The organism is Janthinobacterium sp. 75 (assembly GCF_004365495.1).
In the GTDB taxonomy this organism is placed as follows: domain Bacteria; phylum Pseudomonadota; class Gammaproteobacteria; order Burkholderiales; family Burkholderiaceae_D; genus Janthinobacterium.
Genome location: NZ_SORD01000001.1, coordinates 3747652 through 3762375, shown reverse-complemented (window position 1 = coordinate 3762375; position 14724 = coordinate 3747652). Strand labels below are relative to the sequence as shown.

15 protein-coding genes are annotated in these 14724 nt (G+C 62.3%); 4 read left to right on the top strand and 11 right to left on the bottom strand.

Annotated elements, in window-relative coordinates; all coding sequences use genetic code 11:
• Positions 1-11 precede the first annotated feature (11 nt).
• Together C8C89_RS17155 and C8C89_RS17150 are read left to right on the top strand one after the other, a co-directional pair.
• A complete protein-coding gene (locus tag C8C89_RS17155; RefSeq protein WP_070218375.1) occupies positions 12-788 on the top strand; it encodes a peptidylprolyl isomerase in 777 nt (258 codons plus the stop codon).
• Positions 789-853: 65 nt separating this feature from the next.
• Positions 854-1534: a DNA alkylation repair protein gene (locus tag C8C89_RS17150; RefSeq protein WP_133991295.1), complete on the top strand. Its 681-nt coding sequence runs from the start codon at positions 854-856 to the stop codon at positions 1532-1534.
• Here the strand turns inward: C8C89_RS17150 and C8C89_RS17145 are convergent.
• Positions 1497-2171, bottom strand: coding sequence for a TetR/AcrR family transcriptional regulator (locus C8C89_RS17145; RefSeq protein WP_133991292.1), 675 nt, complete (start codon positions 2169-2171; stop codon positions 1497-1499). The genes C8C89_RS17150 and C8C89_RS17145 overlap by 38 nt on opposite strands.
• Before the next feature lie 107 nt (positions 2172-2278).
• Between C8C89_RS17145 and C8C89_RS17140 the strand changes: the two genes are divergently transcribed.
• On the top strand, positions 2279-2983 hold the full coding sequence (locus C8C89_RS17140) for a hydrolase (RefSeq protein WP_133991290.1): 705 nt from the start codon (positions 2279-2281) through the stop codon (positions 2981-2983).
• Between the two features lie 22 nt (positions 2984-3005).
• Here the strand turns inward: C8C89_RS17140 and C8C89_RS27390 are convergent, their stop codons facing one another.
• Positions 3006-3899: a GNAT family N-acetyltransferase gene (locus tag C8C89_RS27390; RefSeq protein WP_133991288.1), complete on the bottom strand. Its 894-nt coding sequence runs from the start codon at positions 3897-3899 to the stop codon at positions 3006-3008.
• A 154-nt stretch (positions 3900-4053) separates the two neighbouring features.
• Here C8C89_RS27390 and C8C89_RS17130 point away from each other — a divergent pair, with 154 nt between their 5' ends.
• Positions 4054-4947 (top strand): neutral zinc metallopeptidase, encoded by an 894-nt coding sequence (locus tag C8C89_RS17130; protein WP_101481409.1) that lies wholly within the window; start codon positions 4054-4056, stop codon positions 4945-4947.
• Positions 4948-5000: 53 nt separating this feature from the next.
• Here the strand turns inward: C8C89_RS17130 and C8C89_RS17125 are convergent, their stop codons facing one another.
• The 9 genes from C8C89_RS17125 to C8C89_RS17085 form a co-directional block, all read right to left on the bottom strand.
• On the bottom strand, positions 5001-6080 hold the full coding sequence (locus C8C89_RS17125; RefSeq protein WP_208327715.1) for a TIGR03118 family protein: 1080 nt from the start codon (positions 6078-6080) through the stop codon (positions 5001-5003).
• 101 nt (positions 6081-6181) lie between these two features.
• The gene (locus tag C8C89_RS17120; RefSeq protein ID WP_166674777.1) at positions 6182-6856 is read right to left on the bottom strand and encodes a TorF family putative porin; all 675 of its coding nucleotides are present in this window, start codon (positions 6854-6856) and stop codon (positions 6182-6184) included.
• A complete protein-coding gene (locus C8C89_RS17115) occupies positions 6853-8154 on the bottom strand; it encodes a S8 family serine peptidase (RefSeq protein ID WP_243858055.1) in 1302 nt (433 codons plus the stop codon). Before C8C89_RS17115 ends, C8C89_RS17120 begins: the two co-directional genes overlap by 4 nt.
• A complete protein-coding gene (locus C8C89_RS17110; RefSeq protein WP_133991284.1) occupies positions 8151-8801 on the bottom strand; it encodes a zf-HC2 domain-containing protein in 651 nt (216 codons plus the stop codon). Before C8C89_RS17110 ends, C8C89_RS17115 begins: the two co-directional genes overlap by 4 nt.
• Positions 8798-9385, bottom strand: a complete 588-nt coding sequence (locus tag C8C89_RS17105; RefSeq protein ID WP_243858054.1) for a sigma-70 family RNA polymerase sigma factor — start codon at positions 9383-9385, stop codon at positions 8798-8800. The genes C8C89_RS17110 and C8C89_RS17105 overlap by 4 nt, the downstream gene beginning before the upstream one ends.
• A gap of 163 nt (positions 9386-9548) precedes the next feature.
• A complete protein-coding gene (locus C8C89_RS17100) occupies positions 9549-10307 on the bottom strand; it encodes a transporter substrate-binding domain-containing protein (protein WP_133991282.1) in 759 nt (252 codons plus the stop codon).
• Positions 10307-11173, bottom strand: a complete 867-nt coding sequence (nadC, locus tag C8C89_RS17095; protein WP_133991280.1) for a carboxylating nicotinate-nucleotide diphosphorylase — start codon at positions 11171-11173, stop codon at positions 10307-10309. Before nadC ends, C8C89_RS17100 begins: the two co-directional genes overlap by 1 nt.
• Complete coding sequence (gene nadA, locus C8C89_RS17090; protein ID WP_133991278.1) at positions 11170-12303, bottom strand: quinolinate synthase NadA; 1134 nt, start codon at positions 12301-12303, stop codon at positions 11170-11172. The genes nadC and nadA overlap by 4 nt, the downstream gene beginning before the upstream one ends.
• A 229-nt stretch (positions 12304-12532) precedes the next feature.
• Positions 12533-14131: an ABC-F family ATPase gene (locus tag C8C89_RS17085; protein WP_071077220.1), complete on the bottom strand. Its 1599-nt coding sequence runs from the start codon at positions 14129-14131 to the stop codon at positions 12533-12535.
• Positions 14132-14724: the final 593 nt, after the last annotated feature.

The following is a 14724-nucleotide window of genomic DNA, read 5'->3' as shown; positions in this document are numbered from 1 at the left end:
TAGGAATGAACATGATTTTGAAGCCAGCCCGCCTGATCTTAGCCCTGGTCGCCGTTGTAGCGATCCCTGCGTTCGCGCAAAACGTCGCCACCGTGAATGGCAAGGCCATCCCGTCGTCGCGCGTTGACCAGGTCGTCAAGCAAGTCGTCGCCCAAGGCAAGCAAGCCGATTCGCCGCAATTGCGCGAAGCCATCAAGAAAGACCTGATCGGCCGTGAAGTGCTGATCCAGGAAGCCGACAAGCAAGGCTACGGCACACGTCCGGAAGTCAAGTCGCAGATCGACAATGCCCGTCAAAGCATCATCATCAATGCCCTGCTGGCCGACTACGTCAAGAAAAACCCTGTCAAGGACGCTGAAATCAAGGCCGAGTACGACAAGTTCAAGGCGCAAGCCGGCGACAAGGAATACCATGCACGCCACATCCTGGTGGCCACCGAAGCCGAAGCGAAAGACATCATCGCCAAGCTGAAAGGCGGCGCCAAGTTCGAAGAACTGGCGAAAGTATCGAAAGACGGTTCCGCAGCCAATGGCGGCGACCTGGACTGGGCTAGCCCAGCGTCGTACGTGAAGCCATTCTCCGACGCCATGGTTGCCCTGAAACCAGGCCAGATCACGCAAACGCCAGTGCAATCGCAATTCGGCTTCCACGTGATCAAACTGGAAGAAACCCGTCCGACGAAGCTGCCGGCACTGGAAGAAGTCAAGGGTCAAGTGGCGGAGTCGCTGCAACAGAAGAAACTTGCCGCCTACCGCGACGAGTTGATGAAGAAGGCAAAAATCCAATAATATTGGATGAGCATGAAAGGCGCTCCACGGAGCGCTTTTTTTACGCCTGAAAAAAGCGAATTGCAATGGATCTACATGCAGAACTGAAGGCCGCGCTGGAAACGGCCGCTGACCCGGCTCGTGCCGCGCCCATGCAGGCCTATATGCGCGGCCAGTTCATTTTCCTGGGCGTGGCCGCGCCGCAGCGGCGGCTGGCCGCCAGGGACTTGCTCGCGGGCTTGAAAGGCGTGGGAGCCGATGCCTTGCTGGAACATGCACAACTGCTGTGGCAACAGCCAGAGCGCGAATACCAGCACGTGGCGCTCGACATGCTGGGTCTGCACCGACGCCAGCTGGGCATCGGGCACATCCCCGCCCTGCTGGCACTGGCGCGCCAGCGGGCGTGGTGGGATAGCGTCGACGGGATGGCCGGCATCGTCGGCGACGTGCTGCAGGCGGAACTGCGGCATGGCGGCGATGTCCATGCGCATATGGTCCCGGCCTTGCACCACGAAGACTTCTGGCTGCGCCGCATCGCCCTGCTGCACCAGCTGGGCTGGCGTGGCGATACGGATGCCGGCTGGCTGTTCGACGCGGCCCTGGCGCTGGCCCATGAGGACGAGTTTTTCATCCGCAAGGCCATCGGCTGGGCCTTGCGCGATTACGCGCGCCACGCGCCCGAGGCCGTGACGGCGTTTGCCAACGCGCACCGCCAGCTGCTATCACCGCTCAGCTACCGCGAAGCGCTGAAGCACCAGCCACCTTGAACGCCTGCCCAACAAGCAATCGCAGCGCCGCATCGATGCGCGGCGCGGCATCCCAGGCCGGCACGGGCGCCAGCAAGCCCAGCGCCATCTGCCGCAACGGCTCGGCGATCACCATGGCCAGCAGCAGGCCGGCCAGTTCCGGCGCATTGCCGGTCACCACGTGGCCGCGCGCGGCCTGGCGCTGCAGCCACTCGGCCAGCAGGGCCGTGCCCCGCTCGATGCCATTGCGCTGATACACAGCCAGTAAATCCGTGCGGGCGGGAAAGTCCGTGCACAGCAGGCGGAACAGGCCCACGGCATCCGCCGTCAACACGCGCGCCGCCATCGCCTGCAATATTTCCCTCAATAGCGGCAAGACCTCGCCGGGCGCGGCTGCGTCGTGCGCCATGGCCGGCAGGAAGGCGTCCGTCCAGCCGCGCACCACCAGCGCCACCAGCTCTTCGCGGTTGGCCGCATATTGGTACAGCGATTTCTTTGCCATGCCCGCGTGGCGCGCCACCGCCTCCATGGTCGTGGCCGCATAACCTTCGTGCAACAGCAGCCAGGTGGCCGCCTGCACGGCCGCCTCGCGTGCTTCCTCGGGTGGGCGCGCCGGACGGCCCCGTCCACGCATGGCCTTGCCTTCTTCTTCCTGCATGCCAGCTCCAGTCTTGATCGATGGGCAATTCTACACCGAAACATATTTAAGAAACGTAGAGCGTTTCTTTAATATATAATTGTCTCACCCTAACAAAGGAGAACGACATGACGAACAACGCGCATATTGAATTCCCATGGAGCATCACTACGACGGGCGACTTGCTCGACCCGTTTCCCCTGCATCTGGAAACGGGCATCACGCGCCTGGACGATGGCTGCCTGCTGGTGGCCGCGCGCACGGAACTGCACGGCTGCAGCGGGCGCATGCTGGACTGGTGGTTTACGTTTTTCGAGACGACGCAGCACATCAAGTGGTGGCACCCGCACGATCACGTGGCGCACCATGGCTGGAACAGCGCGTGGAAAAAAGGAGAGAGTTACTACGGCGCCTCGATCGAGGCGGTGGAATCCCTGGGCGACATTCCGCCCGTGAAAGCCAAGCTGAAGTTCCATGATCCAAAAGACGTGTTTGATCCGCTGCAATTGCAACTGGCCAGGGATAGCGGTGCCCTGTCGGCCGCCATCTGCGCGCGCATCGGCTTTGGCGAGCATGTGCAGCTGGACCCGCAGGGCGACCCGCTCGACGGCGAAATGCTGCATTTGACACGCGACACGCCCACGGGCTGCGTGCTGCGCAGCCGCTTCCTGCTGGGCCGTAACAGCCTCGATCCCGTGCGCGACGTGCCCGACGTACTGGGCCTGAATTTGCTGCGCCATTGCTACAGCGAATTTACCTATCTGTCGCGCTTCCTGCCCTCGCTGTATTACGGCGAGCATGCCAACGGAGAGAAGGCGCCGTTGCCCTGGTAAAACCTTGCAGCCAAGGCGCCCCTTACAGCCGCTTGTGCATGCGCGCCAGCGGCAGTTTGATGTCACCAGGCAAGTCGAGGTAGAAATCTTCCGTGACGGAGAAGCCGCTGGCCAGGTACAGCGGCACCCCGGGCAAGGTGGCGGCCAGTTCCAGCGCAGTGAAACCAGCGGCCAGCGCCTGCCGTTCGCAATAACGCATCAGCATGCTGCCCAGGCCCTGGCGCGCACTAGCCGGCTCGACAAAGAAGGCGCGGATGCGGCCCGGCTGGCAGGCCGGGTCGAGCAGCGGGTCCGGTCCGCTCTTCGCGCGGTCGGCGCCGTAAAGGGTGGCGCGCTGGCTCCAGCCACCACAGGCCAGGATGGCACCGCCGCGCTCGATCACGAAATACGTCCGGTCGGCAACGAGCTGCGTATCGACGCCGAACACATGGCGCGTCACGGCTTCGGCCTGCTCTTCACTGTAAAACCCCGCGCTCAGCACCACGCCGGAACGGGCGATCAGCGCATTCATGGCGGGCACGTCGGACGGCAGCGCCACGCGCAAGCTGGTCAGGGCGCCAAAGCTGAACCAGGCACGCGCGATACGTCCCTGCTCCACCTCATATGTCGCCACCAGTTCCTGCGCGGAAACACCGTCTGGCGTGTCGCCATGGACGATTTCATGGTCGATCACCAGCTTGCCGCAAGCGATACGGTTGAGCAACTGCGCCCGCGGTTTGCTGGCCGCGAATCGGGCTGCGAAACGGGGGCCGATCTGCGCGCCACCTTGGGCCAGCAAGGTAGCCGGGTGCTGGAATTGCTGTGCGTCATCGGCATAGATCGCCAGCAAGGCCGCCACATCGTGGGCATTGTAGGCGTCCAGTTGGGCCTGGACCACCGCGACGGGAGAAATGCGTGTATCGTTGGCAAGCGCCATGCGTATACCTGTTATGGAATGGGTGGAAAGTTGCAAAGGGTAACATTGTCGCCCCTGTCGCGGCGCAATTTACTGCGATAATAACAAGATTCGTCGCACGAACTATATTCAGGCGTCACCAATCAATCGCACAATCGCAGCAGGAGTAAAGATCATGAAATGGGAAGGCAATCGCGAAAGCGACAATGTGGAGGATCGCCGTGGCGAAGATGGCGGCGGGGGCGGCGGTGGGGGTGGCTTCGGCTTTGGCGGGCGTTCTATCGGCATCGGCACCATCGTCATCGCCCTCGTCGGCTCGTATGTGCTGGGCGTCAACCCCCTGACCTTGCTCAACCTGCTCAGCGGCGGTGGCGGCCAGGTCAGCACCCAGCAAAGCCAGGCGCCCGCGCGCCAGCCGCCCGAATCGGACGACATGGCCCGTTTCGTGAAAACCGTGCTGGCCGATACGGAAGACACCTGGGGCGCCCTGTTCAAGGCCGAAGGCGGCAGCTACGTGAAGCCGAAGCTGGTGTTGTTTTCGGGCAGCATCCCCACAGCCTGCGGCACGGGCCAGAGCGCCAGCGGCCCCTTCTATTGCCCCGGCGACCAGAAAGTCTACCTGGACCTCGACTTCTTTAAGCTGATGCAGCAGCGCTTCAAGGTCTCGGGCGAATTTGCCGAAGCCTATGTGATCGCCCATGAAGTGGGCCACCACGTACAGAACCTGCTGGGCTTATCCGAAAAGGTCGACAATGCGCGCCGCACGCAATCGGAGCGCCAGGCCAACGCCATGTCCGTGCGCCTGGAATTGCAGGCCGACTGCTTTGCCGGCGTGTGGGCATTCCACGCGAACCAGGACCGCAAAATCCTGGAACAGGGCGACGTGGAAGCGGCCCTGAAAGCGGCCACGGCCATCGGCGACGATGCCTTGCAGCGCCAGTCGCAAGGCCATGTCGTGCCTGACTCGTTTACGCACGGCACCTCGGAACAGCGCGTGCGCTGGTTCAGCAAGGGCATTGAGGGCGGCCAGATTTCCCAGTGCAACACGTTTGAGGCGCGCCAGCTGTAACCACGATTCCTGCCCGTGCCGCCCCGCGGCGGCACGGGCCTGCCTACGCCCAATTACTGCAGGTCGATGCGTCCATATTGCCCATGCGCCTCGTCATTCGGCCCCGCAGCAAAGAACAGGGTAGTCGCGGGCTGGCTGTTGAGGCCATTGCCGAAGGCGATGCCCCACAAGCCATCGACCACCAGCGGCGTGCCATCCATCTTGAGCAGCGCGCTGCCAGCGCCACCCGTGTCGGGGTCGTACGCATTGATCTTGCCATCGCCAAAATTTCCTATTAATAACATATTGCTGGCCGTGCCGAAACCGGCCGGCGCCAGCGCCATGCCCCAGGGTGCATTCAGGGCGCCGCCGCTCACCAGCCGCTTGATCAGGGTGCCGCCCATGTCATATACATTAACGATGCCGAGGCCCGCGCCAGCCTGTTCATCGTCGCCGCTGGCCTGGCGCATGGCATAGGCGACATAGATGCGCTGGCCGATGGCCTGGATGCCGAACGGCGCATAGCCGGCCGGCAAGCTGGGGTCGCTGAATGCGCCGGGCAAGGCGACCTTGGCAAAGCTGGCATCAAAGACATCGACGCGCCGGTTATGGAAGTCCGCCGCATACAGGTAGTTGGCACCGCCAAAGCTGCCGATGGCCAGGCCCTTGTAGACGCTGCCGCCCGCGCTGCCATCGAACACGACCACGGCTGTCGTGGGGCTGACCGTGGGCGACCAGGCGGAGATGCTGCCGCTTTCGCTGGCGAAGATGAAGGGGCTGGGCGCCGTCACGCCGTTTTGGCTGAGCTTGAAATCCTGCGTGCCGTTAAACACGATGCCCGTCGGCCCCGCCGGCGTGCTGACCACCAGAGATTGCGGCACGCCATTGCCATCGTACAAGGTGGACTTCGCCGTACCGTTATCGACCACCCAGACGAAACCACGTGGATTGAAGGCGACGCCCCAGGCGTTGACGAGGTTGGCATCCGTGTGTGCGGCGGGCAAGGCTGTCGTGTCAGACACCAGGCTGGTGGCCGCATAAGCACTGCTGCTGGGCGGCATGGTGTCCCTGCCGCCATCATAACCGCCGCCGCAGGCAAACAGCGACGCGGCGATGCAGCCGCAGACTATCCTGTAGACATGGTGCGTATTCATGGCGCTTCCTTTCGGCGTGGTGGGCAATATTCCGCTGCCCGTTGATACCCGCGCGCACCTGAAAGGTTTCGCCTCCGCGAAAAAAAATGCCAACTTACCCGTCAGAAAGAATAGGCAGCACTGAGTACCACTGCCCGCGACGCTGCTTCCACGTAATAGAGCGAGCGCGGCGCGCCGCCCGAGCTGGCCACCCAAGCCAGTTGCGCATTCCAGTCGCCCAGTGCCACTGCCAGGCCGAGGCTACCATCGCGGCGCATGCTGGCCGCAGCCATGCCAGCATGCGACAGCGGGCACAGCACACCGATGTGGGCGACCAGCTTGAACCCGTCTTGCAAGGGATGGAATCCGTTCATTTCGGCATACAAGGTGCGCACGTCGCGTCCAAAATAATGGGGCGCGAAATAGAGCCTGACGCCGGTGCGTTCGGCCGCAAGCCCGGCATACCATTCACCGTAATCGCTGCCGTGATCGCGGGTCAACACCGACCTGCTGGCGCCCGCTTCCCAGCTCCAGGCGGACGCCAGGCGCCGTGCCATGCCGGCGTAAGCAATCAGCTGCGTGCCGCCGCGCTCATGTAGGCTGGCACCTGAGGCTTGCACGCCCCAGTACCAGCTGTCCGGGTCGTCATAGTTCAAGGTAAGCTGCGGCACGGGGCGTCCATCACTCATCGAGACGCCGCGAAGGCGGTAATCGGAGAGCAGCGCGATGTTGCCCCCAACCTGGGCGGCGGCAGTACCGGCGCACAGCAGTAAAACGGCGCAGGCAGCGGCAGTCACGGAGCAGGACTGGCAGGCAGGATGACGGAGGCTGTTGCGCATGAACAGGGACACGCGCCAGCGGCGCGCGCGATGGTGGCACAGGCGTCGATAGTAGCATTCAAGCTTGTCTCCGGCATGAGCAAACGCTCCAGTTGCGCTGGCATGGCGCCGGGCCGCAATTCAGCCAGCAAGGCCAGCAGGCCGGTGACGTGAGCCGCCGCATACGAGTTGCCGGACACGAAGCGCCAACCGCCGCCGGGGATGCTGGTGGGAATGTCGCGCCCGGGCGCCAGCCGCACGCCATGCTGCGGTGCATCAGGCGGCGCCGCGACGGGGTGAGCGCGATCCTCTTGCGCTACCGCAATCACACCTGCATGCGAGGCGGGAAAAGCCCGCTCCCCGCCATGGGGATCGAGCGCGCCGACAATACTGATGCCACGCGCCAGGGCCGTATCGAGCAGGTGTTCCAGCAGGCGGTCCGACGGTCCGGAAAGGCTCAGGTTGATAATTTTTGCCTGGTGCAAGATCGCGAAGTTGAGCGCTTTGCCCAAGGTAAAGCTGTTGCAGCGGGTACTGCGGTCTGCCTGCTGCCAGCAGGCACGCAAACCCATCAGCCGTGCACCCGAAGCAATGCCGAGCATGCCGCCATTGCCGTCGCGCGCCGCGATGATGCCAGCCACGGCGGTGCCGTGCGTCTCCGCCGCGTAAGGGCTGCCATCGACAAAATTTTCCGTGAGCGTGACCTGCCCCGCCAGATCCGGATGCCTGCTATCGATGCCGCTGTCGACTACGGCAACCGCCACGTCGCGTCCGGTGGCCATGCGGTGCAGCTCGTCCACATGCCAATAGCGGCCGCCGGGTTGCACCGGATACAGCGGAGCGGCATCCCCCATGCCAGAAAAAATCCCGACCGGCTGGGCCCACTCCACGCGCGGATCGCGCGACAACAGGTCGGCAAGGTGCTGCGCCTGCTCTCCTTCCCCGTATTCCATCAGGTAGCAATCAAGACCCAGCGCGGGCATCGGCCAGTCGGCGACCAGTTTCAGGCCGTGGCGTCGCGCCAGGTCTTCGGTAATACGGCGGCGCGCGCTACGGCCACCATCGTCGATGTAGCGCCCGCCGTAACTGGCGTCCGGACGGTAGTGTGGGGCTGGCAGGCGCAGCATGACCAGCAATTGGCGTGGCGACACGACGCCATTGTTGCCGGGAACGGACGCCACAGCATCGCCAAGTGCCGGGGCGGTGTGGGCCGGCGCGATGCCGAAAACCAGTGCCAGCAAGGCAAGCGCAGGCAAGGCACGGCGCGACAGGATCACGGTGAGTCTCCCCCGTCCAGCGCTTCGGCCAGCACGACCGCCGGCTCGGCGCGCAGACGGGTGCGGGCGCGCCGCGGCTCCGGCACGTTGAGAAGATAGGCATCGGTCACGGTCGGGCCGTCGACCAGATGCGCGTCATTCGCTTGCAGGATACGGCGCAACTCTTTCTCTGTAGTATCCGGCTTGAAAACGACCACCAGGTTTCCGGCGCCAGCCGCACCGCCCAGGCCGCGATAGGCGCCGTCATCAAAGGCAGGACTGGCCAGCAGGAGAGCCAGGCCAAGGATGGCGAGAAACTGCAGCGCCAACGCCCAAGGCATCCAGGCCACGTGATGGAAGGCCCGCCAGCTCCAGCGTGGCGCAGGCACAGCCCTAGCCTCTTGCTGGGGCAGTTGTGGCAATAGTTGCGCCAGCGCCCGTTCGACATCGAATTGCGCAGGCGGCAGTTCCGCATCCGCTTCGGCGCAGGCCGCCGCCAGCAACTGGCGTTCAATCTCCAACTCACGCCGGCACAGCTTGCAGGTGGACAGGTGCTGCTCGAGTAGGAGTGCGTCGCGCGGCGGCAATTGCCCTGTCGCAAGCCATGGCAACAGCTCACGCGCGGCCTGATGTGCAGGCGCGTCTGGCTTGACGATGCGTCCGTTCATTCGTAGTCCTCCCGCGCCCGCTCGAGTAGATCCTGCAACTTGCGCCGCGCATGGAACATGCGCGTCTTGACCGTGTTGACCGGGCAGTCGATGATCGCGGCAATATCGTTATAGCCCATGTCGTGATAATAGGTCAACAGCACCACGATGCGCTGCCTCAGCGGTAATGCGCCTATCGCCGCTGCCAGGGCACACCCCAATTGCCGCTGGCTAAGTTCGTACTCCGGCTCCAACTCCTGGCCACCCGGATACAATTCCATGTCGGACTCCAACGGTTCGTCGCAGGTGCGGAAGCCTTTCAATGCCTTGCGGTAGGCAATCGCAAATATCCAGGTCGACACCTTACAACTTCCATCGTAGCGCCGCGCTTTTTGCCATACCACCAGCATGGTGTCGTTGACGATTTCCTCGATCAATTGCGCGCTGCGCGTCATTCGGCCCAGAAACCGGGTCAGGCGCGGGAAGTAAGCACGGTACAGCGTCTCGAAGGCGTGCCTGTCCCCGGCCACGATACGGCCGAGCAACTGCGCCTCGTCCAGATTGGCAGTGCTTGCGCGCATGTCCTCCCCGTGTCCCTCCCGCATGGACATTCTCCTTTGTTGCCTGTAAATACCTTACGGCAGTCCAATGGTTCTAAGCCGCACAAAAAATGCGCAGCAGTCCATGGTAGCGCGCAGGGGCCTTATCAGGGTAACAATCTTCTACGGGCATGGCGGGCGCATTGCCTGGAAAGCCAAGGCCGGAGCGTCAGGGCACGCTAACGTCGTAGCGCTTGCCCAGCCGTTTCAGTTCGCCCGTCTCGATCAGCTTATTCAATTCCTGATCAAACTGCAGGCGCAGCTTGTCGAAGGCAGGGGAACGGGGGAAGACGAAATAGCCGTTTTGTACTTCGATGACTTTGGGTAAAGGTTTCACCTGGCGGCCATAGCCCAGGCGGGCGATCACTGGGTCGGTATTGCGGCGGTTGCTGACGAACACGTCCACGTGATTGTGCACCAGCATCTTCAATCCATTTTCCACATTGTTGGCCACGCTGACCTGCAAGCCTGGCCGCATGCGCTCCCAGTCCGCACCATACGCCCAACCGTTCAGCAGCACTACCCTGCGGCTCTTGAGCACCGCGTCATCGCCATCCCAGCCAAAGCTGGCGTCCTGGCGCGTATAAAAGACCATCTGGTCCTGGTAAAACGGCTTGTCGGAAAAACCCATGCTGGCGATGCGCTCGGGCGTCTTGTAGGGACCGATCAGGATATCGGCCTGGCCCTGCACCAGCATGGCTTGCGCGCGCGCCCACGGCACCATGCGAAAACGCACGGTGTTACCCGTGCGCGCCGCCATCAGGCGCAGCAGTTCCACGCCCAGTCCGTCATACTCGCCACTCTCCTGGTATTCGAACACGCGCGCGAACTGCGCGCCCACGGCCAGCAGCTCGCGCGCTTGCAGTGGCAAGGTGAATGCCGGCCACAGCAGCGCCAGGGCAAGCAAGCGCCGCCCTGCTCTGTTCATCAGCCGACGATGCGCAAGGAGTAATCGGTAGCCCGCACATCCTTGGTCAGGCTGCCAATCGAGATACGGTCCACGCCCGTTTCGGCGATAGCACGCACGGTATCGACATTGATGCCGCCCGACGCTTCCAGCAAGGCGCGGCCATTCGTCAAGGCCACGGCTTCGCGCATCATGTCGTTGCTGAAGTTATCGAGCAAGACGGAGACGGCGCCCGCGTCCAGCGCTTCCTGCAATTGCGCCAGGGTTTCCACCTCGATCTGCACGGGCACGCCAGCGTCGAGGTTGCGCGCGTTTTCCAGGGCCTGGCTGACGCCGCCCGCGGCCGCGATATGGTTTTCCTTGATCAGGATGCCATCGTACAGCGCCAGGCGCTGGTTCTTGCCGCCGCCGACGCGTACCGCATACTTTTGCGCCAGGCGCAGACCGGGCAAGGTCTTGCGTGTGTCCAGGATGGATGCCTTGGTGCCGGCGACCACATCGACATATTGGCGCGTGGCCGTGGCGACCGCCGACAGCAGTTGCAGGAAATTGAGGGCGCTGCGTTCGGCCGTGAGCAAGGCGCGCGCGGGCGCCTGGATCGTGCAGACGACGCTGTCGGCCGTCATCATGTCGCCTTCGGCGTAATGCCAAACGATATCGATGCTGCGGTCCAGGCTTTTCATGATGCCTTCGAACCACGGTGCGCCGCACAGCACGGCCGCTTCGCGCACGATGACACGGGCCGTGACGATATGGTCGGGCGGCACCAGTTCACCCGTCAGGTCGCACTGGCCCACGTCTTCCAGCAAGGCGGCCAGCAAATTGCCTTCGAACGCGCGCGCCAGGGCCGGATCGAAGGGAGCGAAAGAATTAACGAGGGTACTCATGCTGGACCGATTCCTTGGAACAATGTGGTTTCTTTTGCCAGGTCCGCGCCTGGCTTGAGGCCCGCCTTCTTGGCGGCGGCGAAGTCGAGCATGCGATTGATCGAGCGCACGGCCAGCTGGCCGACGGCGGGATCGACGTGGATTTCGTTGTGCATGTTTTCCAGCGTTTCCGCCAGGTTCAGCAAGCCATTCATGGCCATCCACGGACAGTGCGCGCAGCTCTTGCACGTGGCGCTGTTGCCGGCCGTGGGCGCTTCGATGAAGCGCTTGCCCGGAGCGGCCGCGCGCATCTTGTGCAAGATGCCATTGTCGGTGGCGACGATGAAGGTATCCGTATCCATGGTTTGCGCTGCCGCAATCATTTGCGACGTCGAACCGACCATGTCGGCCAGCGCCACCACGTTCGCGGGCGACTCCGGATGCACGAGCACCTTGGCCTGCGGATACTCTTCCTTGAGCAAATCGAGTTCTATGCCCTTGAATTCGTCGTGCACGAGGCAGCTACCCTGCCACAGCAGCATGTCGGCGCCCGTTTCCTTCTGGATATACGAACCCAGGTGTTTATCGGGCGCCCACAGGATTTTCTTGCCCTGCGCATGCAGGTGGGCAACGATGTCGAGGCCGATGGACGACGTCACCATCCAGTCCGCGCGCGCCTTGACCGCGGCGCTGGTGTTGGCGTAGACCACCACGGTGCGATCCGGATGGGCGTCGCAGAAGGCCGTGAATTCGTCCACCGGGCAACCGAGATCGAGCGAACAGGTCGCGTCGAGGTCGGGCATCAGCACGGTTTTCTCGGGACTGAGGATTTTTGCCGTTTCGCCCATGAAGCGCACGCCGGCCACGACCAGGGTCTTGGCCGGATGGTCGCGCCCGAAGCGGGCCATTTCCAGGGAATCGGAGACGCAGCCGCCCGTGGCTTCGGCCAGATCTTGCAGGTCGGCATCAACGTAGTAGTGGGCAACGAGCACGGCTTCGCGCTCGATCAGCAGGCGCTTGATGCGCGTGATCAGTTCGGCTTTTTCAGCCGGGGATGGCGTCGCTGGCGTGCGTGCCCAGGCGTGGGCAGTGCAGCTGGCTCCGTCTTGTGGGTGTTCATACTCGACGGATTTGATGGCTAAAGTTTGCATGGCTGTGTCAAACAAAAACGGGATAGACCGGCACAAACGCAATGAAGCTGGTGCGCCGGAACGAAAAAACCGCGGCGCGTCGGTGTGTGCTGGTGGCAGGCGTTGTAATGTCGGATTACGCTGCGCTAATCCGACCTCCGCGACCTACGCGACCAACCCGGGCAACTCACCCTGACGTAGGTCGGATTAGCGCACAGCGCGTAATCCGACGCAACGTTACCCTACATAATTAATCAATCCCTTGGCTTCTGAGGTAATCCTCATAGTTGCCGCGGTAGTCGACCACTTCATCTTCCTTGATCTCGATGATGCGATTGGCCAGCGAGGACACAAATTCGCGGTCATGCGACACGAAGATCAGGGTGCCTGCGTATTTTTCCAGCGCGATGTTCAAGGACTCGATCGATTCCATGTCCATGTGGTTGGTCGGTTCATCGAGCATCAGCACGTTGTGGCGGCCCAGCATCAGCTTGCCGTACATCATGCGGCCCTTTTCACCACCGGACAGTACCTTGACGGCCTTTTTCACATCGTCGCCGCCGAACAGCAAGCGGCCCAGAATGGAACGCACTGCCTGGTCGTCATCGCCCTCTTTCGTCCACTGGCCGATCCAGTCGGTCAGGTTCGTGTCCTTGGCAAAATCTTCCGTCGGGTCTTGCGGCATGTAACCCACGTTGGCGTTTTCCGCCCACTTCACGCGGCCTTGATCAGGCTGCAAGCCGGCGATGTCGCCAGCGATGCAGCGCAGCATGGTGGTCTTGCCGGCGCCGTTGGCGCCGATGATGGCGATGCGCTCGCCCGCTTCCACCATGATGCTGAAATTCTTGAACAGCTGGCGGTCAAAGCCTTTCGAGATATTCTCGACTTCCACGGCCAGGCGGTGCAATTTCTTTTCGCCGTCGAAACGCACGAAGGGATAGGCGCGCGACGATGGCTTGATGTCGTCGACCTTGATCTTTTCGATCTGCTTGGCGCGCGACGTCGCCTGGCGGGCCTTCGATTTGTTCGCGGCGAAGCGGCGCACGAATTCCTGCAGCTCGGCAACCTTGTCTTTCGCTTTCGCATTGTTGGCCAGCTGCTGGTTGCGCGCCTGGGTCGAAGCGAACATGTATTCGTCGTAGTTGCCTGGATAAATCTTCAGGGTGCCGTAGTCCATATCGGCCACGTGGGTGCACACCTGGTTCAGGAAGTGGCGATCATGGGAAATGATGATCATGGTGGAATTGCGCTCGTTGAGCACGTCTTCCAGCCAGCGAATCGTGTTGATATCCAGGTTATTCGTCGGCTCGTCGAGCAGCAGGATGTCCGGGTTCGAGAACAGCGCCTGCGCCAGCAGCACGCGCAGCTTCCAGCCTGGCGAGACATTGCTCATCGGGCCTTGATGCAGCTCGATGGCGACACCGGCGCCCAGCAGCAGTTCGCCCGCGCGCGATTCGGCCGTGTAGCCGTCGTATTCGGAGACTTTGCCTTCCAGATCGGCCGCCTGCATGTAGTCGTCGTCCGTTGCTTCCGGATTCGCGTAGATCGCGTCGCGTTGCTGGATGGCGGCCCACATTTCCGTGTGGCCCATCATGACCACGTCGAGGACGCGCATGTCTTCAAAGGCAAATTGGTCCTGGCGCAGCTTGCCCAGGCGTTCGTTGGTATCGAGCATGACATTGCCGCCCGACGGGTCCAGGTCGCCGCCCAGGATCTTCATGAACGTCGATTTGCCGCAGCCGTTCGCGCCGATCAAACCATAGCGGTTGCCGTCGCCGAACTTGACGGAGATATTCTCAAACAATGGCTTGGCGCCAAACTGCATCGTAATATTTGCGGTTGAAAGCATGTGATATTAGGTCTTTATTCAGTTAAAACAGCTAGTTATGTACTTTTCTCCCATTATACAGCACCCACCATGAACCACTGTATAACACCCCCTAAAACAATGACTTACGGCTGTATATTCGACGATTTCTAACGCGCAAGTTCGCGTACTGGTCGGTATCCAGTAGCATCACCATGCGCTTTTCATCGTCGGCTTGTGGAAGCGCAGCATCAGCGGGTACCCGTCGCCGTTAATCGTCAGCATCGAAAACGACAGCAGCTGATCAGCCGGCCGATATTCCCATCTCCCGGCGATGGCCACCGGCCCACCATCGGCGCGCTCGATGCGACAGTGCACAGGCGTGCCGGTTTCGCAGTTGCACTCGAAAAATTGGCGGCCGGAATGATGCAGAACTGCTAGCGTTTCCAGGCGCTGCGGAAAGGTAGGTCCCTGACCACTATTTCGGTGCGCGCGCTGTAGATCTGGCGAACCATGTTGTGGTTGGCCCAGTGATGCACAAAACCAACCATGGCTGAAGCGATTTCCATCTCACCACACATCTGGCTCCGGGACGCTTGCGGCCTGATTGCCGTCGACGCCCAGGCGATTTCCTA

Excerpts from the sequence above, each read along its gene's own strand:
- C8C89_RS27390 (WP_133991288.1), bottom strand. The coding sequence starts at position 3,899 with ATGGCGCTTGCCAACGATACACGCATTTCTCCCGTCGCGGTGGTCCAG.
- C8C89_RS17150 (WP_133991295.1), top strand. The coding sequence starts at position 854 with ATGGATCTACATGCAGAACTGAAGGCCGCGCTGGAAACGGCCGCTGAC.
- C8C89_RS17130 (WP_101481409.1), top strand. The coding sequence starts at position 4,054 with ATGAAATGGGAAGGCAATCGCGAAAGCGACAATGTGGAGGATCGCCGT.
- C8C89_RS17105 (WP_243858054.1), bottom strand. The coding sequence starts at position 9,385 with ATGCGGGAGGGACACGGGGAGGACATGCGCGCAAGCACTGCCAATCTG.
- C8C89_RS17155 (WP_070218375.1), top strand. The coding sequence starts at position 12 with ATGATTTTGAAGCCAGCCCGCCTGATCTTAGCCCTGGTCGCCGTTGTA.
- nadC (WP_133991280.1), bottom strand. The coding sequence starts at position 11,173 with ATGAGTACCCTCGTTAATTCTTTCGCTCCCTTCGATCCGGCCCTGGCG.
- C8C89_RS17140 (WP_133991290.1), top strand. The coding sequence starts at position 2,279 with ATGACGAACAACGCGCATATTGAATTCCCATGGAGCATCACTACGACG.
- nadA (WP_133991278.1), bottom strand. The coding sequence starts at position 12,303 with ATGCAAACTTTAGCCATCAAATCCGTCGAGTATGAACACCCACAAGAC.
- C8C89_RS17100 (WP_133991282.1), bottom strand. The coding sequence starts at position 10,307 with ATGAACAGAGCAGGGCGGCGCTTGCTTGCCCTGGCGCTGCTGTGGCCG.
- C8C89_RS17110 (WP_133991284.1), bottom strand. The coding sequence starts at position 8,801 with ATGAACGGACGCATCGTCAAGCCAGACGCGCCTGCACATCAGGCCGCG.
- C8C89_RS17125 (WP_208327715.1), bottom strand. The coding sequence starts at position 6,080 with ATGAATACGCACCATGTCTACAGGATAGTCTGCGGCTGCATCGCCGCG.
- C8C89_RS17085 (WP_071077220.1), bottom strand. The coding sequence starts at position 14,131 with ATGCTTTCAACCGCAAATATTACGATGCAGTTTGGCGCCAAGCCATTG.
- C8C89_RS17145 (WP_133991292.1), bottom strand. The coding sequence starts at position 2,171 with ATGCAGGAAGAAGAAGGCAAGGCCATGCGTGGACGGGGCCGTCCGGCG.